The organism is Streptomyces sp. NPDC099050 (assembly GCF_044759865.1).
Classification (GTDB): Bacteria; Actinomycetota; Actinomycetes; order Streptomycetales; family Streptomycetaceae; genus Streptomyces.
In genome coordinates, this window is record NZ_JBIWAE010000025.1 from 16,948 (window position 1) to 36,064 (window position 19,117).

Below are 19,117 nucleotides of genomic sequence, written 5' to 3' on the forward strand. Positions count from 1 at the left end.
CGAGCCAATTCGGCCGCAAAGTCTATGCGTTCAGGCCAAAAGTGAGCTGCATCACCGAATGGGAGGAGCGGAAGGGGCGCACTTCAAGCCGCCCGACACGTCCACGGCAAGGTCGTCATCGACCTTCACCCTCAGCCCTGACAGCACCCTGCCGGGCTACGGATCAACCGGTGAAACACACGAACACCGCCTGAGTCCCCGCCATTGGTCCCCACGCTGGCCTCAAAGGTCCGGCGGTGGTTGGCCCACTGGCCTCCGCAGACCGGATCGGCTGGCATCAGCGGCTCGATCCGGTCCCACTTCGCGTCGTTGATCACTAACCGGACGGACGCATCCGATCAACTGATCAACCCATCAAAGAGACTTACCTTCTAGCCATTCCATTTCTGGTTGGCGCCACCTGTGTAGGCCCACTGGTTTACGCCGGCGCCATCGTGGAGACTCCAACCTCCAACTTCGAGAAATTTTCCGCTGTTGACGTTTTGGTACATGAGGTGACCTGCCCCGTCAGACCACAGGTCCCACTTCTGATTTGCTCCACCGTGACAGGCCCACTGGTTCGCACCCGAACCGTTGCTGGTGGACCAACCTCCAGGTTCGAGGCATTTCCCACTGTGCAGGTTGACGATGGTTTTGCTGGAGGTGCTGTATCTCCATTTCTGGTTGGCGCCGCCGTGGCAGGTCCACTGATTCACCGTGGCGCCGTCGTTGAGGTTCCAGCCTCCCACTTCGAGGCACTTGCCGCTGTGGGTGTTGCGGAACTGGTCGACAATGTCAGCAGAAGCCGGAGCAGGCACGAGCGCGAATGCGACAGCAGTGGCGAGGGTACCGCCAAATATGGCAGAGCTTCGAATTTTGGACACGGAATAGGCCTCTTTCCGAGAAGGGAATTTACGTGGCGGTCGATTACCCGGTTTGGTTGGACCGTCTCGGTTGACCTCAAATCTCAGCCGGCACGCCAATCCCCGAAGGCGCGCTGCCGAGTCGCGATATCACGCTTCAAGGTCATTCACTGCAGAGGCTTACGAAGCCATGCGATGCACCAGAGCGGCCCGTCGGGAGCTTTCTTCGCCTTTCCTCGTGCAAGCCCCGACAAGTGTGAACACTGTACTTATGTGCGAACACTGTACGCAACTCCCATCTGCGCACCAGACCAGCCGCACTGATTGCGGCGCAAGGCCCTGCCGGCGGACCCGTCAGTGCCTGGATCAACAAGGGCGGGACAAACCGGGTCGGACGGGGTGGCAGGAGATCGGGCAGGTGGCCACAGGGCTGACCACGGACGTGAGGCGCGTCAGGGACGCCGGCTGGGGCGGTGACGGCCGCAGGGACTACGTCCTCTTCAACGAGGCAACGACGTCGACGTCTGGCTCAACCGTGGCGGGGACATGGCCGGAACCCCCGGCTGGACACACATCGGGCGAGTCACCACCGCAACCCACGACCGCAACCCCATTCGGTTCGCCGACAACGATGGGGACAACCGGACCGACTATCACCTCGTCAAGCCCGACGGAAAGGTGGACCTCTACCGCAACCGCGGCGGTGACGTGGTCGGCTCCGGCGGGTGGGAAGCCGTGGGGCAGATCGCGACCGGTGTCGCCGAAGACCACTCCAGGGTTCAGTTCGCCGACTTCACCGGTGACCAGCGGGCCGACTACATCCATGCGGTGACGGAAGGAGGTTCCGTCATCTAGGCCTGGAACGGCGGCGACGCCTCCGGGCCCGACGGCTGGATCCGGCTCGGCGACGTCGGCTCCGGCTGACCGGCGGACCGCGGCCGCCGCCTTCACGACCGGCCCCCTCTTCCCGACCGCGCTTCGCCCCTTCGGGGAAGGGCCCGGGCCCCCACGCATGGCCGTCCCGCCGGCGTCCGGCAGTCGGCGCGGCAGGGCTGGCCTACGAACGGCACGGAACCACCCGACCTGCTCGGGGCCGGGCCGGGTGGCTCCACCCTCCAGGAAATGCGGCAGCGGAGGATAGTGCGTACAGAGGACGCGCAGGTGCCACTTGTACGCTCTGGCAGCACACCGTACGCACCACCGAGGAACTCCATGGCGTCAGATCCGAAGGCCGACCCCATCCCGTCTGTCTGGGCACGTCCCCAGGCCGCCGCACGCGTCCGGCCCGCGCTCAGCCGGGCGGTGATCGTCCACGAGGCAGTCCTGATGCTCGACGCAGAAGGCATCGAAGCGGTCAGCATGCGCAAGCTCGGCGCCCGACTCGACGCCGGAGCTACCTCCCTCTACCGCCACGTGGCCCTCAAGAGCGAGCTGATGGAGCTGGCGGTCGACGAGGTTCTGGGAGAGGTGGAACGGCCAGCCGCAGACTCTCCTGACTGGCGGGCAGCCCTCACGGAATTCGCTGCCTCCTTCCGGACGGTCGCGCTGCGGCATCCATGGTTGTGCACCCTCCTGGGCCAGGAAGGCCTGGCCTACCTGGGACCCAACCTCAGCAAGATGAACGAAGGCCTTTTCGCCCTGTTCAGCACCGCCGGCTTTCCCGATCCCAACGGCGCGATCAATGCCGTCTACTCCTACTCCGTCGGAATGGTCTCCGCCGAGTCTGCCTGGCTGAACACCGTCTCCCGCTCCGGACGGACCGAAGCGGAGTTCCTGACCCGCCTCCACCCCGACACGTCGACCACCGTCTCACGCAACCCTGACGCCGTGGCCATCCGCGACCACAACTTCACAGGCGCACTCAACATCGTGCTCGACGGCCTGGCCTTTCAGCTCAACCCCTGAGCCACTGCCCCTACGACCCCGCCGAACCCCCGCCTGCGGCGCTGTCACCGGGAGCGGGGGCTGGAGAGCCGCCGGCACGACGCGGAGGCCGCCGGGGGGACGGCCGGGCCCGGACCCAGTACCTTCAGGAGGTCGCCCGGCTGGACATGCTGCCCAGGCTCTGGGAATTCGGGGTCCCGCTCACCGAGGAGGAGCACCAGGAGGCAAAGCGGGTGCGGTCGTGGATGACCCACGAGCAGACTGCGGCCAGTCACGAGGCACTGTCCCGGTACCCATCACCGCCGGGCTGGAGCCCGGACTCCCACACCCGGCACCTCTGGTCGCCGGACGGCCACCTCATGTACGGCGGCGGCCCGTGACGACGGCCGGTTCGTCGTCAACCACGGTTTCCTGACGCCCGAATGGGCCGACCGGCTGCGCCGGGACATGCCACAGCTGGCGCACCTGGTGACCCTGTACGAGAGAAACCAGAAGGCGGGCCGGGGCCACGAGGGAACCCCGGCCGGCAAACCCTTGGCTTTGTAGGGGATTTTCGGGAACGCTGTTGCTTAGTGGTAGGAACGTGATGTTCCCCGGGGGAGTGATGCCCCGATATCGGCGGTGGCCGAAGGTGCGGGATGCGCTCTACGATCGCGATCATGTCGATCACATCGCCCATACCCATCCTGCAGGGAAGCAAGAACACTGTTCTGCGTTCCGACGGCAGGGCACTGCTCCTGAGCCGCCCGCACGAGGAGCTGCGCATTCCTCTGATGGCGATCGAACGGGTACGCGCCGAGGGCCGGTCCGTAGCCGTCGAGCTGACTGCCGCGGGCGGGGCGACGCCGGCCGTCCGCCGGGTCGGCGGTGTCAGCGAGGCAGCCGCCAGAGCTTTCGCGGATGCCGTGAACCGTGCGCTGCCCGAGCGTGCCGAAGAGGACGTGGCGGTCGACGGCTCCGGGCTGGTCATCACGCGCGTCCTGACCGAATCCCCGGCGGAGAGGAGACAGCGCCTCTTCAAGCGGGGAGCGCTCACCGCTGCCTTGGTGATCGTCGCCCTGGCCCTGACCTTCGGGATCCGTGAAGGCGGGACTGACGGCTTCATGCTGGCAGTCACCACCCTGTTCGGCGGCACGATGGCCTCGGTGACCACCGCGGGCGGCGCTGCGGGGCTGTGGTCGGCGTGCAGGGGGTGGCACGTGACCCGGCACGGCATCACCGTCGAGGCGGAGAGGACCGCCGGTACACCCGGCAAGCTCCGCGCCTCGGGTACGTACGTCTACACGGACACTGTGGGCGTGAGCCGCACTGTGTCCGGCAGCGCCGGCGCCTGGACCATTCGCGTCGCCTACGACCCGCAGAATCCGGGGAACGTGGTCGTTCGCCGCTCAGGGCTTCGTACTGTCGGGTACGTCGTCCTCTCCCTGGGCTGCTTGTGCTTGGGCCTTGGCTTCACCTTCATCTTGATCATGGTGCTCGTCACTGCGTGAATTCGCCCGAGCGGGTGCGGTCGAACTGCCACAGGTGCCCTTTGTCCATGAGGGGCGATCATCCCGCATGGGCAAAGCCCGGAGCCCCGACGCATCCAGACGACGCATCGTGAGACACAGCGTCCTGCCGTTCCTGCTTCCCGCCAAAATTTACAGGCCAACACCCGCCTGGTTGTTCCTCAAATCCGCAATCAATCGTTCCCGCTTATGCCCTATGCAGCCAGATGCGCTTCTTCGCGGCCGGCGCCTTCATCTTCTGCGGGCTCGCCGTGGTGGCCGCCTCTTCGCGCGAGTCCTTCGGGCTGCGGGCCTGCTCGACGCTCGGCCTTCTCGACGCTCTCGCCGGCCTTCTTCGCCTCGATGAGGTCGGTGCCCTTCTCCTGGAAGGTGTCCCGGAACGAGTCGGGGTCCCATTCCGTGGCCAGGGCGTTGATCAGCGATCAAGGGGGTCAGAAGGTCTTGGTCGGCCGGTGACGCAGGTGGCAGGTGGAAGCGCTTGATGTGGACCCATCGGTCTCCGTGGCGGTCACGACCTCCTTCCCGTATCCGGCCCAGGACGAAATCGGTAAAGGAATCGGCCACGAGCCGGGCACCGATGCTCTGCTCATATGCCCGGGGCCTGACCCACGGCGAGATCTCCGCCCACCTCTCGGAGGTCTACGGCGCTGAGGACTCCAAGCAGACGATCTCGACGATCACGGACAAGGTGGTCGACGGCATGAACGAACGGCAGAACCGGCCCCCAGTCGCTCGCCGACCTCGGGCTGGAGTGGGCGGCGTAGAGCACCGAGTTCGCTCTGACCGCGAGATTCTTGCTTGCTGGCGCTCTGCTGCGCTTGGCTGACAAAACGGGAGCTCTGATTAGAGACTGATGATCTGTGTCTGACGCGGCAAGCGCGGGCACATGTGAAGGCGTTTTCCGGTAGGCGATTAGGCGCGGATGACCGGGACCTGCAACCGCTGCAGGAGTGGGGCGAGATCGCGGTGGACCTGAAGATCCTCACCGCCCGCCGCTACGACCTCGCCGCAGACCGCACCCGCGCCATCAACCGGATGCGAGCCCAGCTCCTGGAGTACTTCCCCGCCCTTGAACGGGCCTTCGACTACGCCGCCTCGAAAGCCGCACTCGTCGTCCTGACCGGCTACCAAACTCCAGCGGGCCTGCGCCGGGTCGGCACGAGCCGACTCGCGACCTGGCTGAAGAACCGCAAAGTCCGTGGCGCCCAGGCCATGGCCGACGCGGCCGTCGCCGCGGCCCAGGCCCAGCACACCGCCGTGACCGGGGAGAGCACTGCCGCGGCCGTGGTCACCGCCCTGGCCAGGGCGGTGCTGGCTCTGGACCAAGAGATCGCTGACATCGACGCGCAGATCGCAGTCCGTTTCCGTGAACACCGCCACGCGGAAGTCGTCCTCAGCATGCCTGGCATGGGCCCGTTGCTGGGGGCGGAGTTCATCGCCTGCACCGGCGGAGACATGGACGCCTTCGGCAGCGCGGGCCGGCTCGCCGGCGTCGCCGGTCTCGCACCGGTCCCACGGGACTCCGGTCGCATCAGCGGTGACATGCGCCGACCGCACCGCTACCACCGCCGACTCCTGCGCGTCTTCTACCTCTCCGCCCAGATCGCCGCCCGCTTCTGCCTCACGTCCAAGAGCTTCTACGATCGCAAGCGAGCCGAGGGCAAGAGCCACAAACAGGCGATCCTCGCCCTCGCCCGCCGCCGCCTCGACGTCCTGTGGGCCCTCATCCGCGACCAGAGACCTTCGACGTCCTACCACCTCAACGCGATCTCGCCGTGGGCTGATCCCTGTTGGCTGGAACGGCGCGTGCTTGCTGCCGCGATGCCTCTCAATTCCTGATGAGACGCTCGTAGGGGTGGCCCTCCGGGGTGAAGACGAGGACGAAGTTCTCACCCATCCGAACAGCTACCTCCCGCAAGCGGGCCAAGACTTCTGCCTGGGCCGGCAGGTCGAGGCCCAGGGCTGCCGCGACACGATCCCTCCTGGCCGCGAGATCCAGCATGTCCTCCAGGTACTCGGCCGCGAGCTCGCGACTCTCCTCGTCCGTGAACGCTTGGCAGTCGCGCCACCAAGGGGCGACCAGCACCAGCCGCAGGAGCTCGGGAAGGCCGATCGCAACCAGAGCCGCACCTCCTTCGGAGTCGGCATAGAGGATTGGACGTTCCTCGCCACCTTCACCACAGAAGAAGTACGTACCCCCGGCGCCGTCGCCGGCGAAACCTTCGAGCGCGGCCCCCGAAGCGAGGTGGACTTCTTCGACATGGTCACCTCGGTCCAGGTCGAAGTCACCCGGCCAAGCGAGAAAACGGGCAGCTTCGTCCTGCTCGCGGACGGCAGCGATCAACGATTCCATGGGCCGCACCTTACGACTCACTGGGTTGACAAGAATCATTGGGAATCAGTCACACCTTCGTGAGGGCATCCCCCCGCTGGGGCCACGCGACGGTTGGGCACGCCGTCTTGAATGGCGGCATGCCCACGTCGTCCTGTCGCGCTGGGATGTTCTCCGTGCCCAGCTGGAGTTCCTGTCCCCGGCGCCGCCTGGGGCTGCGGATTCGCCCGTCGGCCGCTGTGGCCTTAGAAGGACTGCTCGCGAATGACTTCGGTTCGTCCGTTGAGGACCATCTTGTGGGGGGCGAGGAGGTCCGCCTTCCCCGTCGCGTCGAAGAGGTCCCCGTCGAAGGTCACCTTCTCGCCGTCGATCTTGTAGGTGCCCGAATTCATCGCGATCTTGAACTGCGGGTGCTGCTTCGCATTGCACAGGTAGTTGTTCAGCCACGTGAAGCGGCCATCCCGGAGGAGTTCCAGCCTGGCCACGTACCGTGTGACGCCCGGGCGCGTCGGGTCCACCTGCTCCGCCCACACTCCGGTCCAATCGACCACGGGCACGGGCACGGGCAGCCGGCCATGGGAACTGTGGGCAGTGGCCGGCGCGGCCAGGACCGGTCCGGTTGCCTCGGCCGACGCGGGCGCCGTCGTGACAGCGGCCGCAGCCGCCGAGGCCAGGGCGAGAATGAGCATGCGCTTGATCATGAGCTGGCCAACGATCCAGTGCGCAGCCCATACACGGCGCAGCCTTCCCCGCCCTCCTTCCAGCGGTACGAGGCCCCCGACTCGGCCCAGGAACCGGCTGAGCGCCTACTTGACCGGACGGGCCAGCCAGCGCTCAGTCACACCGGTGACCCGGCGCCGGGACGAGGAGACGGCGAGGGCGGCCTGCGGGTCCTCGTCCAAGAGCTGCACCCCCACGGCGACCGCGTTGCGGGGCCGCGCGCACGGTATCGGCCTCCGAGCAGCTCTGACCCGCACCCACCACCAGCCTCACCGAACACAAACTCACCGACCACGTCGGAACCCTCAGCCACTGACCACCCACCCACACCTCGGCCGGTGGCCGGCCACCGGCCGAGGTACTGGTGCGGGTTCGGCTCAAGAGCCGGCCACGACGGCTCCGAGGACCATGCCGCCGATCAGGCCGACGGCACTGACGACTATGGCGATCGTAGCGAGCCGCTCGTGCCGAACCGTCTTCGCGATGATGGCGAGCACCACGCCGATCACACCGAACAGGATCGGCAGGAAGATCAGGGAGATCACGCCGAGCACGATCGCCACGATGCTCAGAACGTTGTTGCCCGAACCGCCGCGCGGGGCGCCGTGGGGCTGCTGGCCGGTGGGCTGGTTGCTGTACTGGGTCGTCATCTGCCGCTCCTTCGAAATCACCCTGCGACCTGGTCCCGGGGTAGACCGGTCTGACCTGCGAGTGCCCCGAACTACACGGTCAAAGCCTCTACTTGGCAAATTGATGGGCCCAGTCCGATGCGGTACGACGGCGGCGGAGCGGCGCGCCGGGAGGTGACAGGGCAGCAAGACCGGCCGGCGGACACGGACGGGCGACGGCAGAGACGGGGAGGCGAGGACAGGGGGCGGCGCAGACGCGGGGCGGTGGGCGAGAGCGCAGGGCGTCGGAATAGGCAGGGCCGGCGCGACGGTGGTCTGATGGCTTGCCCGCGATGGCGCCGGGGTCGATCTGCAGCGCGGTGTTCAGCCGGACGGACTGCTTGGACGCCTCTCGCAGTTCACTGAACCGTTCGTGGTACAGGTACTGGCGCCCGCCGGCCGCGTCCGTACCCATGGCCCGTATTGTGCCCGTTCGCCCAGGGGCAGATTCAGACGTCCGTCCAGGCCTGAGGGATGGCCGGCGCTGGTAGTGGGACACACTCCGGCCCATAGTCGATGCGGTGGCCTTCGGTGTCGACGAAGCGGAATCCGCTCCCGGCACGTCGGCGGGTCCAGCCCGGTCCGCCTGGACGGCTTCTACGGAGTCTCGCGACGGCCCCCGTACACCGGAAAGTGCAATTGTTCCGATATTGAACATAATGCATGTCTACTCGCCGGGGCGGTCCGCACTCCCCCGCTCCGACCGCCACGCGGTGTCGCGGCGTACGTCGGCGTGGCCGCCGGCACCCAGCAGTCCGGTGGCTTCGAAGGGGCGCGTGCGCTCCAGGCGCGGCAATTCGGTGCGGGCGATGTGCGTGACGACGGCCGGGAGAATGGCCCGCACGGGTTGGACGGCACGGAGCCAGGCGGGCATGTAAACGGACGTCGCGCGTCGCTCTGCGGCGGTGGCCAACCGGTCGGCGACCTGCGGTGCCGGGTACACCTTGCGCGCCGGCGCCGGCATGTGGGCACGCAGTTCGCGCAGGACGGCGTGTCGGTCGGCATCGCGGATCATGTCGGTGTCGGTCCAATTGATGTAGGCGATTCCGACTGCGACACCCCGGTGTGCGAGTTCCGCGCGCAGGGCGTGAGCGAAGGACTCGACCCCGGCCTTGGAGGCGCAGTAGGCGCTCATGAGGGGGGACGTCCCCATGGCGGCCAAGGAGGCGACCTGCAGGTAGTAGCCGTGGGTGTCGAGGAGATCTGGCAGGAAGCATCGTGCTGTCGCCGCGCTGCCGATCAGGTTGACCTCGATGACACGGCGCCAGACCTGCGGATCCGAATCGGCGAACGGCCCTCCTTCGGCGACGCCCGCATTGCCCACCACCACGGACGCCGGTCCGAGGCGGGTGCGGACCTGCCGGGCCGTCTCGGCCATGGCCACATCGTCGGTCACGTCGACGGCCCAGCAGGCCGATTCGTTGCGCAATGAGCTGGCCACTTTCTGGAGGCCTACTCCTTCCAGACCCAGGAGGGCCACTCGCGCACCCCGGTCGTCGAACGCCCGGGCCAGGGCCGCTCCCAGCCCGCGCGCCGCTCCGGTCACCACAACCGTGCGGCCCCGTAGGGGCTGGCTGTCTCTCCGCATGCCCACGTGGTGCCACCGCCCATCCGCAACCCTGTCGTCCGGTCCTCCTGTTTCCAGGATGCGCCCGCTGAGCGGTCACCCGCAGAACGAGGGCTTCACGGCCAGGCGCCGGCGCGCGTGATCGGCCGTCTCCTGGCCAGAAGCGGGCACAGAGCTACGAGGAGGCGAAGGGGCGACCCGTCCGATGAGCTGTGCGCGGCCACGGCGAGAGTGCTGCCGCTGGGCGGATGACATCCCCGCCACCCACTCGTTCATCGCGATCTCAGGCCACGAGGCCTCGGAACAGACCGCCGCCTACACACGGGCCGCGGCCTCGCAACGGGGGATCGTGGTGATGCTGGCGGCCACCGGAGCCCTGGTCTGCACGGCCGACGACGTCCTCACCGACGCGGGAATCATCGCCCGGGCTCGCGCCTGCCTCCGGAGGAGAGCAGCGGCAGGCACCTGACGCGCGAGCGGCGCCGCCATCACCGTCCCCAGCTGCCCGTACGACGGCGTGAGCGCTCCCGAGCCTGGGCCCGGCCCCTCCCCACAGGGGCCGGGCGCTCACGGCACCGCGTCCGTATCCCGGTAGGGCCGGGGCCATAGGTACGGCAGGTCGTCAGGTATGCCCGGGAAGCGCTCCCGGTAGAGGAGCAGGTCCTTGCGTACCAGCGCGGACTGATGGCTTCGGTGAAAGTCCGATGCGCCCAGCCACGGCGGCAGGTCCCCGTCATCGGCCAGCCGCTCCTGCGCCCGCGGCGCTTCCCCCTGGCTGCCTCAGCGACATCGTTTTGCTCGTCCGCGGAGTGCCCTCATGCTTGGGCACCAGACGCTCTCGCTACTGACTGGGTAAGCAGGCCGACGCCGCCCGAACCGCCCAACGGGCACCCATCGCCCTCGGCATCCCGACCACCCGCCGGTCCGAGCGAGAGCCTGAAGCTTGGTCGATCCGAAGGCTCGATCTCTGTTCGCGCCTGCGGATCGACGTGGCTGGCCGCAACCGCCCATGACCATCAAGACCGTCGCTCGGACGGAGGGGCTCGGACGCAGCCAGCTAGGGCCTGTATTGGGTCGTGATCGGTTTGCCGAATCTGGCCTCGCTGTGAGGGTGGATCCGGTAGTCCGGTACACATGACGCGTGCGCAACTGACGGACGATGAGTGGGGGTTCGTCGAGCCGTATCTGCCGGTCGGTGAGTACGGACCGTATCCAGAGCGGCTGCGGCAGCAGTTCGAGGGCGTGATCTGGAAGTTCCGCTCGGGAGCGCAGTGGCGGGAGATGCCGGGCCGGTTCGGCCTTCGAGAGGAAGGGCCGTTTGCCGCCGCGCTGTACCGGGCGACACCTGCTCGCCAGGGACGCGGCCTTTCGGTGGTGGGCCCCTGTGGACATCCACCGACGAAACACTCCCGGGAGATCAGGCGGTGGGATCAGCGGCGCTGTCGCGGACCTCGAACAGCTCCAGCGCGCCCGTCATCTCCAGCAATCGAAGAAGCTGGGCAGGCAGCGGCCCGGCCAGCACTACCCGCCGGGTATTGCGCAGCCGTATCAAGACGTTCAGGAACGAGGAGTCCGCGAACACCACCCGGGTGACATCGAGCACGAGCAACTTCACCCCGTCCGCGTCCTGGTCACATGCCGCCGTCAGCACGCCAGCCGTGTCCAGGTCGAACTCCCCTGCACAGACGATGACGACCGCACCATCTGCCTCGGGCCTCACCGTTACCTTCGGTAGCTCCATAGACCTTCTGCCCCTCACGCTCATCAGCCGAATGCCTGATGCCCGACGGTACGGCCGACCCCGCCGCATGAACACTGGGCCCCTGGACAAAGACACCACCATCTGGCTGAGCTCGACGCGCCGGACCGGGGCATGGCTGGTTGTGTCGGCGGGGTGACGCCCCGGCAGTGCGGGCGGTTCGACTCAGTGGAGAACTCATGCGCAAGGCAGTCCTCGTAATGGCGCTCGCCGCCGTCCTGTCCGTGACCGGAACCGCGGTGGCCGCGGACGGCGACCAGCACGACCAAGGCCGGGGCGGTCTGAAGGTGACCGGTCTGACCGACGACCAGCGTCTGGTGTCGTTCCGTGCCGGCGACCCCGACCGGGTGTCCTCGGCCGGGACCGTCACCGGTCTGGCGGGTGACACGGTGGTGGTCGGGATCGACTACCGCGTTCAGGACGGTCTGCTCTACGGCGTGGGCAACGCCGGCGGCGTGTACACCCTCGACACCGCGAACGCCGCCGCGACGAAGGTGTCCCAGCTGAGCATCGCCCTGACGGGCACCGCCTTCGGAGTGGACTTCAACCCGGCCGCCGACCGGCTGCGGATCATCAGCGACACAGGGCAGAACCTGCGCCACAACGTGAGCGTAGCCACGGGCGGAACCCTCGCCGACACCACGCTCACCACCCCGCCCGCCACCGCCCCCGCCCTCGGCGTGACCGGCGCCGCGTACACGAACAACGACCTGGACGCGGCGACAGCCACCAGCCTGTTCGACATCGACACCGCGGGCGACCGCGTGGTGCTGCAGTCCCCGGCCAACTCCGGCACGCTCGCCCCCACCGGCAGCCTCGGCGTCGACGCCGGACCCAGCGCGGGCTTCGACATCTACTTCTCGTCCCGAGACGGCGTCAACCAGGGCTACGCCGCGCTCTCGGTCGACGGCTCCTACCGCTTCTACAAGGTCAACCCGCTCACTGGGGCGGCCCGCGACGCCGGCGCCTTCCCCACGGACCAGCAGGTCGTCGACATCGCCCTGCCCCTGAACCAGAAGTAGCGGCTTCACCTGCGTCGCACCGCCATCCGCGCGGGTGCGGCCTGGGCTGTCCGGGTGGCCGGCGCAGTCACCGGCTGGCGATCGCGCTACGGCGGGCAGACATCCCAAGAACACCCCCGTACCTCTGTGAGGAGACATTCGTGGCTGACATGTGGAACTACAACCCCGAGGCGCACTACACCCCCGGCACCAGCCTGGTCGGCTTCAAGGTCGAAGCCACCGACGGGCACATCGGCAAGGTCGACGAAGCCACCGAGGAAGTCGGCTCCTCCTACATCGTGGTCGACACCGGCCCGTGGATCTTCGGCAAGGAAGTCCTCCTGCCCGCCGGCACCGTCGTGCGCGTCGATGTGAAGGAGAAGGAGATCCAGGTCAGCCTCACCAAGGACCAGATCAAGGACTCCCCCGAGTACGACAAGGACAAGCACCGCGGCGACGCCGTCTACCGTGACCAGCTCGGCCAGTACTACGGCCGCCACCGCGCCTGACCCCACTCCCCCTACACCTGCCGCCAGCGCACCAGAGCGCGCTGGCGGCGCTTGAACTGCTGTTTCCCAGGTGGCGGTGCCGACCGGGAGCACATCCGCCCCCGCACCACGCTGCCGGCTAGCGGGCCATACCGAACGGTCGACAAGGGGGTGCTCCACTCCCTGTCCGTGTGGCCGGGGATGGACCGGCCGGCGATTGCCCACGGCTCGGCGAGCACTGTGAAGGTCGGCTCGGCTCCAGCTCGGGGCGCGGAACCGTTTCACCACTCCAGGGTTGTTGCGGCTAGGCCGGACGCACCGCGCCGCGTCCGGCCGGGAGGCTTCCCCACCCGTGTCAAGTGCCCGAGCGGTGTACCACCAGCTCGCGCAGCAGCGCCAGCGCCCTCAGGTCCTCCGGATCACGCGGGGCGGACCCGGCATCGTCTCCTCGGAAGGCCGTGAGGTCGTGCGCGGTCAGGGATGCCAGGGGGCGCAGCAGCCGGGCCTGTGGATGGTGGAAGTCGTGGATGGTCAGGGTGGGGCCGGCGACACCTCCGTAGACGCCCACGGCGGCGAACCGGCCGTCGGCGGACGCGGTGACGGCCCGGATAGTCCGGGGTTTGTGGCCGGACTCTCTCAACGGGCGGGGCACGTCGGCCGGGACGAGGGTGTCCGGATCGAAGAAGCGGTACCGGCCTTCGCCGCCCGCGTGTCCGGCCACCACGCCCCAGGCGGGAATGGCGCAGAGACCGCCGAGGGGTGGCGCGTGGCCGACCGCCTCCAGGGTCAGGGCCTCGTGCGGTTCCTTGCGCCAGCGGCTGAGTCCGCCGCCCGCGCCGCAGGCCACCAGAGTGTCGGGGCCGGTGAACACCAGCTCCCCTACCGGCCCGTTCGGCACCGGGACGACGGTGCGAGCGATCAGGTGCTCCGCCCTCGCGTCGGTGACCACGACGTCCCGCTCGCCCCCGAAGGCGACCTCATGTCCGTCGGGGGCGACGGCGAGGCGGTGGGCGGCGTCGAGCCCCAACGGGCTCAGGTCCACGATTCCGGCGGCGAGCCGCGGGCCCGCGACGACCGCGGTGGGCTGCAGCGCGCTGCCGGCTACGAAGCCGGCCGCCGTGCCGGCGGGCCGCATCCCGGTCAGGGCGACGCCTTGGGCGACCGGGCGGACGTTGCCGGGCGAATAGTGCACCAGGGTCCGGCCACGGCCGGATTCCTTGAGGACGGCGATGACGTTCTCCTCGTCGATGCAGGCGACGGCGTGATGGTGGAGGGGGCCGCGGTACACGTCGTGCCAGGCGCCCTCGCGCAGCATGGTGATCCTGGTGGTGTGGTCCGGTTCCACGGTGGTGAGCGTGAGCACGGGAGCGCCGACACCGAAGGACAGCCATGCGGCGGCGCCGGTGACGACCTTGTGGACCGAGACCGATGCCTGCGCGGCCCTGTCGGAGGCCCGTACGACCAGGGCCTCGTCGGCGGCCGCGAGAAGGGCGAGCGGGCCCTCGCCGGCGGCGGCGAGACGTGCGGGCAGCGGGATCCCGTCGTGGCCGGCCGCGAAGCGGTCGCCGTACCGCTGCGCCAGACGTACCGCGTCCGGGAGCGGGACGGAGGTGATGAGTTCGCGGAGTACGCCGCGATGCCTGTCGCGCAGGTGCGCGGCGGCCCGACGGTCGATACCGGGGCCGTCGTCCCACATCACGCTCCGGAACGTGTCCATGGCGAACTCCCTGTGCCGTTACGGCTCTTCATGATGCCCACCGCCCTGCGGGACTACGCTGGGCCCTCGACGCGGGGGATACGGGGAAGCTGCGATGACGGATCCTGTGTCGGCACTCGTGATGGCGGGAGCGACCACGATCGTGGCGGCCATGGCCACCAGCGTGTGGGAGGGCGCCCGCGGGCGGGTGGTGGAGGTGTTCCGGCGGCGCGGTGACGACGGGGTTGCCGCGATCGAGACGCAGTTGGACGCCGACGCACGGCTGGTCGCCGAGGAGGAGGACACCGACGGCACGCGCCAAGACCTCCTGCGGCCCTGGGCGCGCCGGTTCGCAGCGCTGCTGCGGGAGCACCCCGAGGCCACCGAGGAGCTGCGCCGGGCCGTGGAAGAGGTGGCGGCCGCACTGCCCCGGACCGGGCAGCACTGGACCCAGAACGTCACGGCGCACGGCGGCGGCACGGCCTTCGGTGCGCAGGGTCCGGGCAGCAGTGTCCACATCCACCGCGGCGGCACATCGGAGGACGGTCCCCAGCAGTGAGCGGGCCCGTGCCGGACGGCTGCGGGCCCGGAGTACCACGGGTCCCTCGGCCGTCTGGACGGATACGCGGCCCACCCCGTGGTCGCTCAGCAAGAGCCGGCATTCCGCTTCGTCCAGGGCGACGAGACGTGGCCGGGGAGCTGCTCTTCCCAGACCGGCAGGGAGGTCGGCCCCACCGCCCGCGAGGTCTCGGACCGTTGTTTCCAGCGCGTCCGCCAGTCGGATCAGTTATCCACCGTCGGGTCTGGCCTCGCCCTCTTCCACGTATGCGATGTAGCTCTCGGCGGAGCCGGCGCGCAGCGCGACGTCCTCCCGCGAAAGACCGAGCTCCGTGCGTCTCGCCGCGACCCGTCGACCGAGGTCGCTGCGGCCGGAGAATTCAGCCATCACTCAGCTCCTTCATCTTCACGAGTGTCTGCTTGCCCCGACTCTGCCATTTCCTATCCCTTTTGGGGCGAATAGAGCAGTTCAGTTTCCTGTGGTGTTCACGGCTTCGACCAGCTCGCGTCAGTGGGCGAGGAGTCCCGTACGCGCGGGAAGGAGTGCGCACGTACACCCATGTCCGGGCCTAGGACCAGGTCGGCAACGGTGATCACCGTCATGGACACGGCGAACAGCAGGCAGGGCGAAGGTGGTTTCGACATGGCTTTCCTACCCGGGGCTCTCATGTGAGCAGGGCGCCGCGGGGTTACGACCCCTTTGCTGGGCTACGCCCCTCAGGGGGCTGATGCATTTTCGCGTGGATCTCGATCGTGAGGGCGTGAATCAGCTCGGTGACTTCAGTATTGTGTCGCAGCGCGAGTTCTTGGGCCTGATAGTCGTGGTCGGCCTTCTTGCGAGCGAACTCGGCCTGCCGGTTCTGTCCGATCATGACGAACGTGGACAGGAAGATGGCTTCCAGCGATACGACGAGTGTCAGAGTCTGCCAAGGGCTTTCCTCGACGTACAGCATCCACCACGCGAAGACGATGGCATTCAGGTATACGAACTGCATCCACCCCGCGAACCGGGTGATCAGGTCGGCGACGTGCAGCTGGAGTGCGTCTGCTCGCTGTTTCTCGTACGCGAGCAGTGCGGGGTGTCTGGGGAACTTCGGAATTTCGCTCACGAACAGGCCGCCCTTTCCGATCTGCGTCAGGCTAACGCCCCGGAGCGCGGCAGCTCGGGGCAGCCCACGCCGGACACCGGAGATTGTTGATCGCAGACCTGCGAGCTCCGTGAAACGCGACAGTTACCGACACCCGCCTGCCGAGCAGCCGCGGCTACAAACAGGGCGAGTACCGCCCCGGCGCGAGCGGCTGCGCGAGGGCCGCGGACAGCCGCCAGGGCCGGGCCGCCACCTCACTAGCCGTTCGTGGCACCAGCGCACCCCACGGGCCTCGGCCTATGCGGGAACTCGAACCGGCGAGGCGGGCCGACCTCGCAGGCCCCCTCGGGGTCGCCGGCCGCCAGGCCGCCGAGCGCCGTTACGTAAGCCTGCGCCCCGGCACCGCCGGGAGCACCGGAGAACAGCGTGTCCAGGCCTCCCGTACCACCCGCGCCGCCGACCGGACCGGCGGGGGCGCCGGACGGGTGGCCCGCTCACCATGGCCGGGTTCCCGCGCTGCCCTTGATCGGAATGGCTACCAGGTCCGGGCCGGTTTCCGGCCGAATCGGCGCGCCGTGGTCGAAATACGTTCGTCGGGGTAGGCGAGCTGCATGAAGAAGCCGAGGGTGGACGCCGATGACCTGCTCGCGGGGCTGAGCGTGGATGACAGCCGGCCGGAGGAGCCGGTGCTGCTCGACGCGGATGGGGCTCCGATCCGTACCTGGCGGGAGAACTACCCCTACGACCGCAAGATCCGTCGGGGGGAGTACGAGCGGTCCAAGCGGATCCTGCAGATCGAATTGCTCAAACTGCAGAGCTGGGTCCGGGCGACGGGTTCCAGGGTGGTGGTGATCTGCGAGGGCCGGGACGCCGCCGGGAAGGGTGGCACGATCCAACGGTTCACCGAGCGCCTCAATCCCCGCGGGGCGCGCGTGGTGGCCTTGGACAAGCCCACCGAGCGGGAGGCGGGACAGTGGTACTTCCAGCGCTACACCGCCCACCTGCCCGCCCCGGGGGAGATCGTCTTCTTCGACCGTTCCTGGTACAACCGCGCCGGAGTCGAGAAGGTCATGGGCTTCTGCTCCGACGACCAGTACGAGCTGTTCCTTCGGCAATGCCCGGCCTTCGAGGCCATGCTCGTGCAGGACGGCATCCTGCTGGTCAAGTTCTGGTTCTCCGTCTCCCGCGCCGAGCAGCGCACCCGCTTCGCGATCCGCCAGGTCGATCCGGTACGGCAGTGGAAGCTGTCCCCCACCGACCTTGCCTCCCTGGATCTGTGGGACGCCTACACCACCGCCAAGGTCGACATGTTCCGGGCCACCGACACCGACCACGCACCCTGGACCGTCGTCAAGAGCAACGACAAGCGACGGGCCCGCCTGGAAGCGATCCGCAGCCTTCTCGACCGCATCGACTACGACCGCAAGGACACCGCAGCGGTCGGCCAGCCCGACCCCCTGATCGTCGGCGCCGCCGACACCCTCCTGGAAGCCGGCGAGGAAGCAGCCGACCTCACCCCCACCCCGCTGGCCGGCACTCCCCACGGACCCGGCCGGCATCCGCACCACTCGAGGGACGTCCTGGGCTGATCGATAACGGACCAGACGAGCACCTCGCTGGTCACCGACAACGGCACGGCTCGCGGCCTCTCGCCTGCCAACTTCAGGCGTTCACTTTCTCCGGCGCAGACGTGCGACCCAAATGACGACCGCCACGGCAGCCACGCACACCAGGAGCATCGGAAGGTGCCACCCATCCGGTTTCCACTCGCCCCTGGCCTGGGGCGAGAGCGCGCGCAGGAGCGGGGCCAGGGTGTGGCAGTCCTCGAAGAGGGTCATCGCAGAGTCGACGTCACCGACCGTGTCGCTCAGCGGCCGGCCCTCGCCGCGCGCGGCCGTACGGTCCGTGGTGCCGCCGGCCGAGTCGATGGAGGTACTGCTGTAGCCGTTGGCGGCCACCAACCCCTCGCTGACCTCTTCCTCGGAGAGTTCGAGATGCCCGGCGATCTCTTTGACGCTCGGGGCACGCCCGAGAGTCTCGGTGAGCGTCTCTTGGCACTTGGCGAGTTCGACTCGGAGTTCCTGCAGGCGGCGGGGGACGTGGACGGCCCAGGTCGTATCGCGGAAGTACCGCTTGATCTCCCCGGTGATGTACGGGATGGCGAGGGTGGAAAACTCGACTTCCCGGTCGGGGTCGAACCGGTCGATGGCCTTGATCAGGCCGATGGTGCCGACCTGAATGACGTCGTCAATCTCGATGTCGGCGTTGATGCGGGCGGCGAAACGGCGGGCGGCGAAGCGCACGAGGGAGATGTTCATCTCGATGAGGGTGTTGCGCGCGTACTGGTACTCGCGCGTCCCCTCCTCCAGCGCCTTCAACCGCATCAGGAACAAACGTGACAGCTCCCGCGCATCCGCGGGAGCCATCGCGCGAGCATTGTCGACCTGCGGCAGGGGCCCCTCGTACGGTCTGGCAACGGCGGCCGGTTCCGTGCGGGTCACGGCATCCGACGCCTTACCCCGGGCGGGAATGGTGGCTGCGGCGACGTGGGACATGAAAGCGTTCCTCTTCTGAACGAGTGGCTTGCGCGGGCCATCTGCCCACGCGAACGAAACACAGTCACACCGGACACCGATGGGTTGAGCTGGGGCCGAAGATGTCGGCCGCCCGCGTGTGACCTGCCCGCGGAACATCACCCCTTGGACGATGAGCCGCCCGCATGACTGCAGCAGGCAGGAGCCATGGGCTGATGTGCCGCAAGATCACCGAGGTGCTCGGCAAGTCCTCCGGTGCTTCAGCGCTGCCCGTCAGGGGCAGCGCGTGCCGGCGGGTGCAGGAGCCGCCGGCCTGCTGATGGTCGATCTCCCACTGCCGGGCCGAGGAAGCCGTGGCCGGACTGGTCGCGCAGAGCGGGCGGCTGACGGCAGGCACGGCCCAGCAGAATGAACGCTCCCCTCCCTCACTCCCCCACCACCCGCGCGACCACATCCCAGACAGGGACCGGTC

The 19,117-nt window shown here is 68.4% G+C and carries 21 protein-coding genes and 5 pseudogenes; 13 read left to right on the forward strand and 13 right to left on the reverse strand.

The features are described 5' to 3' along the window. Positions 1 to 218 precede the first annotated feature (218 nt). Positions 219 to 317, reverse strand: a pseudogene (locus ACIQV3_RS32540) (IS5/IS1182 family transposase); the annotation flags it as partial. A gap of 54 nt (positions 318 to 371) precedes the next feature. Then, positions 372 to 863 (reverse strand): RICIN domain-containing protein, encoded by a 492-nt coding sequence (locus ACIQV3_RS32545; RefSeq protein ID WP_403718581.1) that lies wholly within the window; start codon positions 861 to 863, stop codon positions 372 to 374. Between the two features lie 525 nt (positions 864 to 1,388). Between ACIQV3_RS32545 and ACIQV3_RS32550 the strand changes: the two genes are divergently transcribed. From ACIQV3_RS32550 to ACIQV3_RS32575, 6 genes and pseudogenes are all read left to right on the forward strand, one after another. After that, positions 1,389 to 1,697 (forward strand): FG-GAP-like repeat-containing protein, encoded by a 309-nt coding sequence (locus ACIQV3_RS32550; RefSeq protein ID WP_403718584.1) that lies wholly within the window; start codon positions 1,389 to 1,391, stop codon positions 1,695 to 1,697. Between the two features lie 357 nt (positions 1,698 to 2,054). Continuing rightward, entirely contained in the window at positions 2,055 to 2,747 is a 693-nt protein-coding gene (locus tag ACIQV3_RS32555; protein ID WP_403718586.1) for a TetR/AcrR family transcriptional regulator, read from the forward strand. Between the two features lie 146 nt (positions 2,748 to 2,893). Beyond that, the gene (locus tag ACIQV3_RS32560) at positions 2,894 to 3,106 is read left to right on the forward strand and encodes a hypothetical protein (protein ID WP_403718589.1); all 213 of its coding nucleotides are present in this window, start codon (positions 2,894 to 2,896) and stop codon (positions 3,104 to 3,106) included. A gap of 279 nt (positions 3,107 to 3,385) precedes the next feature. After that, the gene (locus ACIQV3_RS32565; RefSeq protein ID WP_403718593.1) at positions 3,386 to 4,216 is read left to right on the forward strand and encodes a hypothetical protein; all 831 of its coding nucleotides are present in this window, start codon (positions 3,386 to 3,388) and stop codon (positions 4,214 to 4,216) included. Between the two features lie 595 nt (positions 4,217 to 4,811). After that, on the forward strand, positions 4,812 to 5,060 hold the full coding sequence (locus ACIQV3_RS32570; RefSeq protein WP_403718596.1) for a transposase: 249 nt from the start codon (positions 4,812 to 4,814) through the stop codon (positions 5,058 to 5,060). Between the two features lie 104 nt (positions 5,061 to 5,164). Continuing rightward, positions 5,165 to 6,018, forward strand: a pseudogene (locus tag ACIQV3_RS32575) (IS110 family transposase); the annotation flags it as partial. Positions 6,019 to 6,062: 44 nt separating this feature from the next. Here ACIQV3_RS32575 and ACIQV3_RS32580 read toward each other — a convergent pair. From ACIQV3_RS32580 to ACIQV3_RS32600, 5 genes and pseudogenes are all read right to left on the reverse strand, one after another. After that, a complete protein-coding gene (locus ACIQV3_RS32580) occupies positions 6,063 to 6,587 on the reverse strand; it encodes a hypothetical protein (protein WP_403718599.1) in 525 nt (174 codons plus the stop codon). 224 nt (positions 6,588 to 6,811) lie between these two features. Then, positions 6,812 to 7,255 (reverse strand): hypothetical protein, encoded by a 444-nt coding sequence (locus ACIQV3_RS32585; RefSeq protein WP_403718605.1) that lies wholly within the window; start codon positions 7,253 to 7,255, stop codon positions 6,812 to 6,814. 408 nt (positions 7,256 to 7,663) lie between these two features. Continuing rightward, positions 7,664 to 7,936: a hypothetical protein gene (locus ACIQV3_RS32590; protein ID WP_403718608.1), complete on the reverse strand. Its 273-nt coding sequence runs from the start codon at positions 7,934 to 7,936 to the stop codon at positions 7,664 to 7,666. Positions 7,937 to 8,621: 685 nt separating this feature from the next. Then, positions 8,622 to 9,542 carry an SDR family oxidoreductase gene (locus tag ACIQV3_RS32595; RefSeq protein ID WP_403718612.1) on the reverse strand — a complete coding sequence of 307 codons (921 nt, stop codon included), beginning with the start codon at positions 9,540 to 9,542 and terminating at the stop codon, positions 8,622 to 8,624. A 546-nt stretch (positions 9,543 to 10,088) separates the two neighbouring features. Then, positions 10,089 to 10,292, reverse strand: a pseudogene (locus ACIQV3_RS32600) (cytoplasmic protein); the annotation flags it as partial. 363 nt (positions 10,293 to 10,655) lie between these two features. On the opposite strand from ACIQV3_RS32600, the pseudogene ACIQV3_RS32605 reads away from it, so the two are divergent. After that, positions 10,656 to 10,883, forward strand: a pseudogene (locus ACIQV3_RS32605) (transposase); the annotation flags it as partial. 55 nt (positions 10,884 to 10,938) lie between these two features. Here the strand turns inward: ACIQV3_RS32605 and ACIQV3_RS32610 are convergent. Then, complete coding sequence (locus tag ACIQV3_RS32610; protein ID WP_403718615.1) at positions 10,939 to 11,262, reverse strand: STAS domain-containing protein; 324 nt, start codon at positions 11,260 to 11,262, stop codon at positions 10,939 to 10,941. A 197-nt stretch (positions 11,263 to 11,459) separates the two neighbouring features. Here ACIQV3_RS32610 and ACIQV3_RS32615 point away from each other — a divergent pair, with 197 nt between their 5' ends. Together ACIQV3_RS32615 and ACIQV3_RS32620 are read left to right on the forward strand one after the other, a co-directional pair. After that, positions 11,460 to 12,302 carry a DUF4394 domain-containing protein gene (locus ACIQV3_RS32615; protein WP_403718618.1) on the forward strand — a complete coding sequence of 281 codons (843 nt, stop codon included), beginning with the start codon at positions 11,460 to 11,462 and terminating at the stop codon, positions 12,300 to 12,302. A 149-nt stretch (positions 12,303 to 12,451) separates the two neighbouring features. Beyond that, positions 12,452 to 12,790: a PRC-barrel domain-containing protein gene (locus ACIQV3_RS32620; RefSeq protein ID WP_403718829.1), complete on the forward strand. Its 339-nt coding sequence runs from the start codon at positions 12,452 to 12,454 to the stop codon at positions 12,788 to 12,790. A gap of 334 nt (positions 12,791 to 13,124) precedes the next feature. On the opposite strand, the gene ACIQV3_RS32625 is transcribed toward ACIQV3_RS32620, so the two are convergent. Further along, positions 13,125 to 14,486: a hypothetical protein gene (locus ACIQV3_RS32625; protein WP_403718620.1), complete on the reverse strand. Its 1,362-nt coding sequence runs from the start codon at positions 14,484 to 14,486 to the stop codon at positions 13,125 to 13,127. A gap of 94 nt (positions 14,487 to 14,580) precedes the next feature. Here ACIQV3_RS32625 and ACIQV3_RS32630 point away from each other — a divergent pair, with 94 nt between their 5' ends. After that, positions 14,581 to 15,024: a hypothetical protein gene (locus tag ACIQV3_RS32630; RefSeq protein WP_403718623.1), complete on the forward strand. Its 444-nt coding sequence runs from the start codon at positions 14,581 to 14,583 to the stop codon at positions 15,022 to 15,024. Positions 15,025 to 15,252: 228 nt separating this feature from the next. On the opposite strand, the gene ACIQV3_RS32635 is transcribed toward ACIQV3_RS32630, so the two are convergent. The 3 genes from ACIQV3_RS32635 to ACIQV3_RS32645 form a co-directional block, all read right to left on the reverse strand. Continuing rightward, positions 15,253 to 15,411, reverse strand: coding sequence for a helix-turn-helix domain-containing protein (locus ACIQV3_RS32635; RefSeq protein WP_403718625.1), 159 nt, complete (start codon positions 15,409 to 15,411; stop codon positions 15,253 to 15,255). A 98-nt stretch (positions 15,412 to 15,509) separates the two neighbouring features. Further along, positions 15,510 to 15,668, reverse strand: coding sequence for a hypothetical protein (locus ACIQV3_RS32640; RefSeq protein ID WP_403718628.1), 159 nt, complete (start codon positions 15,666 to 15,668; stop codon positions 15,510 to 15,512). Between the two features lie 44 nt (positions 15,669 to 15,712). Then, complete coding sequence (locus ACIQV3_RS32645) at positions 15,713 to 16,132, reverse strand: DUF1003 domain-containing protein (RefSeq protein ID WP_403718631.1); 420 nt, start codon at positions 16,130 to 16,132, stop codon at positions 15,713 to 15,715. 137 nt (positions 16,133 to 16,269) lie between these two features. Here ACIQV3_RS32645 and ACIQV3_RS32650 point away from each other — a divergent pair. Together ACIQV3_RS32650 and ppk2 are read left to right on the forward strand one after the other, a co-directional pair. Further along, a pseudogene (locus ACIQV3_RS32650) lies at positions 16,270 to 16,578 on the forward strand (hypothetical protein); the annotation flags it as partial. Between the two features lie 144 nt (positions 16,579 to 16,722). Then, positions 16,723 to 17,700 (forward strand): polyphosphate kinase 2, encoded by a 978-nt coding sequence (gene ppk2 / locus ACIQV3_RS32655; protein ID WP_403718634.1) that lies wholly within the window; start codon positions 16,723 to 16,725, stop codon positions 17,698 to 17,700. Positions 17,701 to 17,781: 81 nt separating this feature from the next. On the opposite strand, the gene ACIQV3_RS32660 is transcribed toward ppk2, so the two are convergent. Continuing rightward, positions 17,782 to 18,666 (reverse strand): sigma-70 family RNA polymerase sigma factor, encoded by an 885-nt coding sequence (locus tag ACIQV3_RS32660; RefSeq protein ID WP_403718637.1) that lies wholly within the window; start codon positions 18,664 to 18,666, stop codon positions 17,782 to 17,784. A gap of 164 nt (positions 18,667 to 18,830) precedes the next feature. On the opposite strand from ACIQV3_RS32660, the gene ACIQV3_RS32665 reads away from it, so the two are divergent. After that, positions 18,831 to 18,965 (forward strand): hypothetical protein, encoded by a 135-nt coding sequence (locus ACIQV3_RS32665; RefSeq protein ID WP_403718639.1) that lies wholly within the window; start codon positions 18,831 to 18,833, stop codon positions 18,963 to 18,965. Positions 18,966 to 19,117 lie beyond the last annotated feature (152 nt).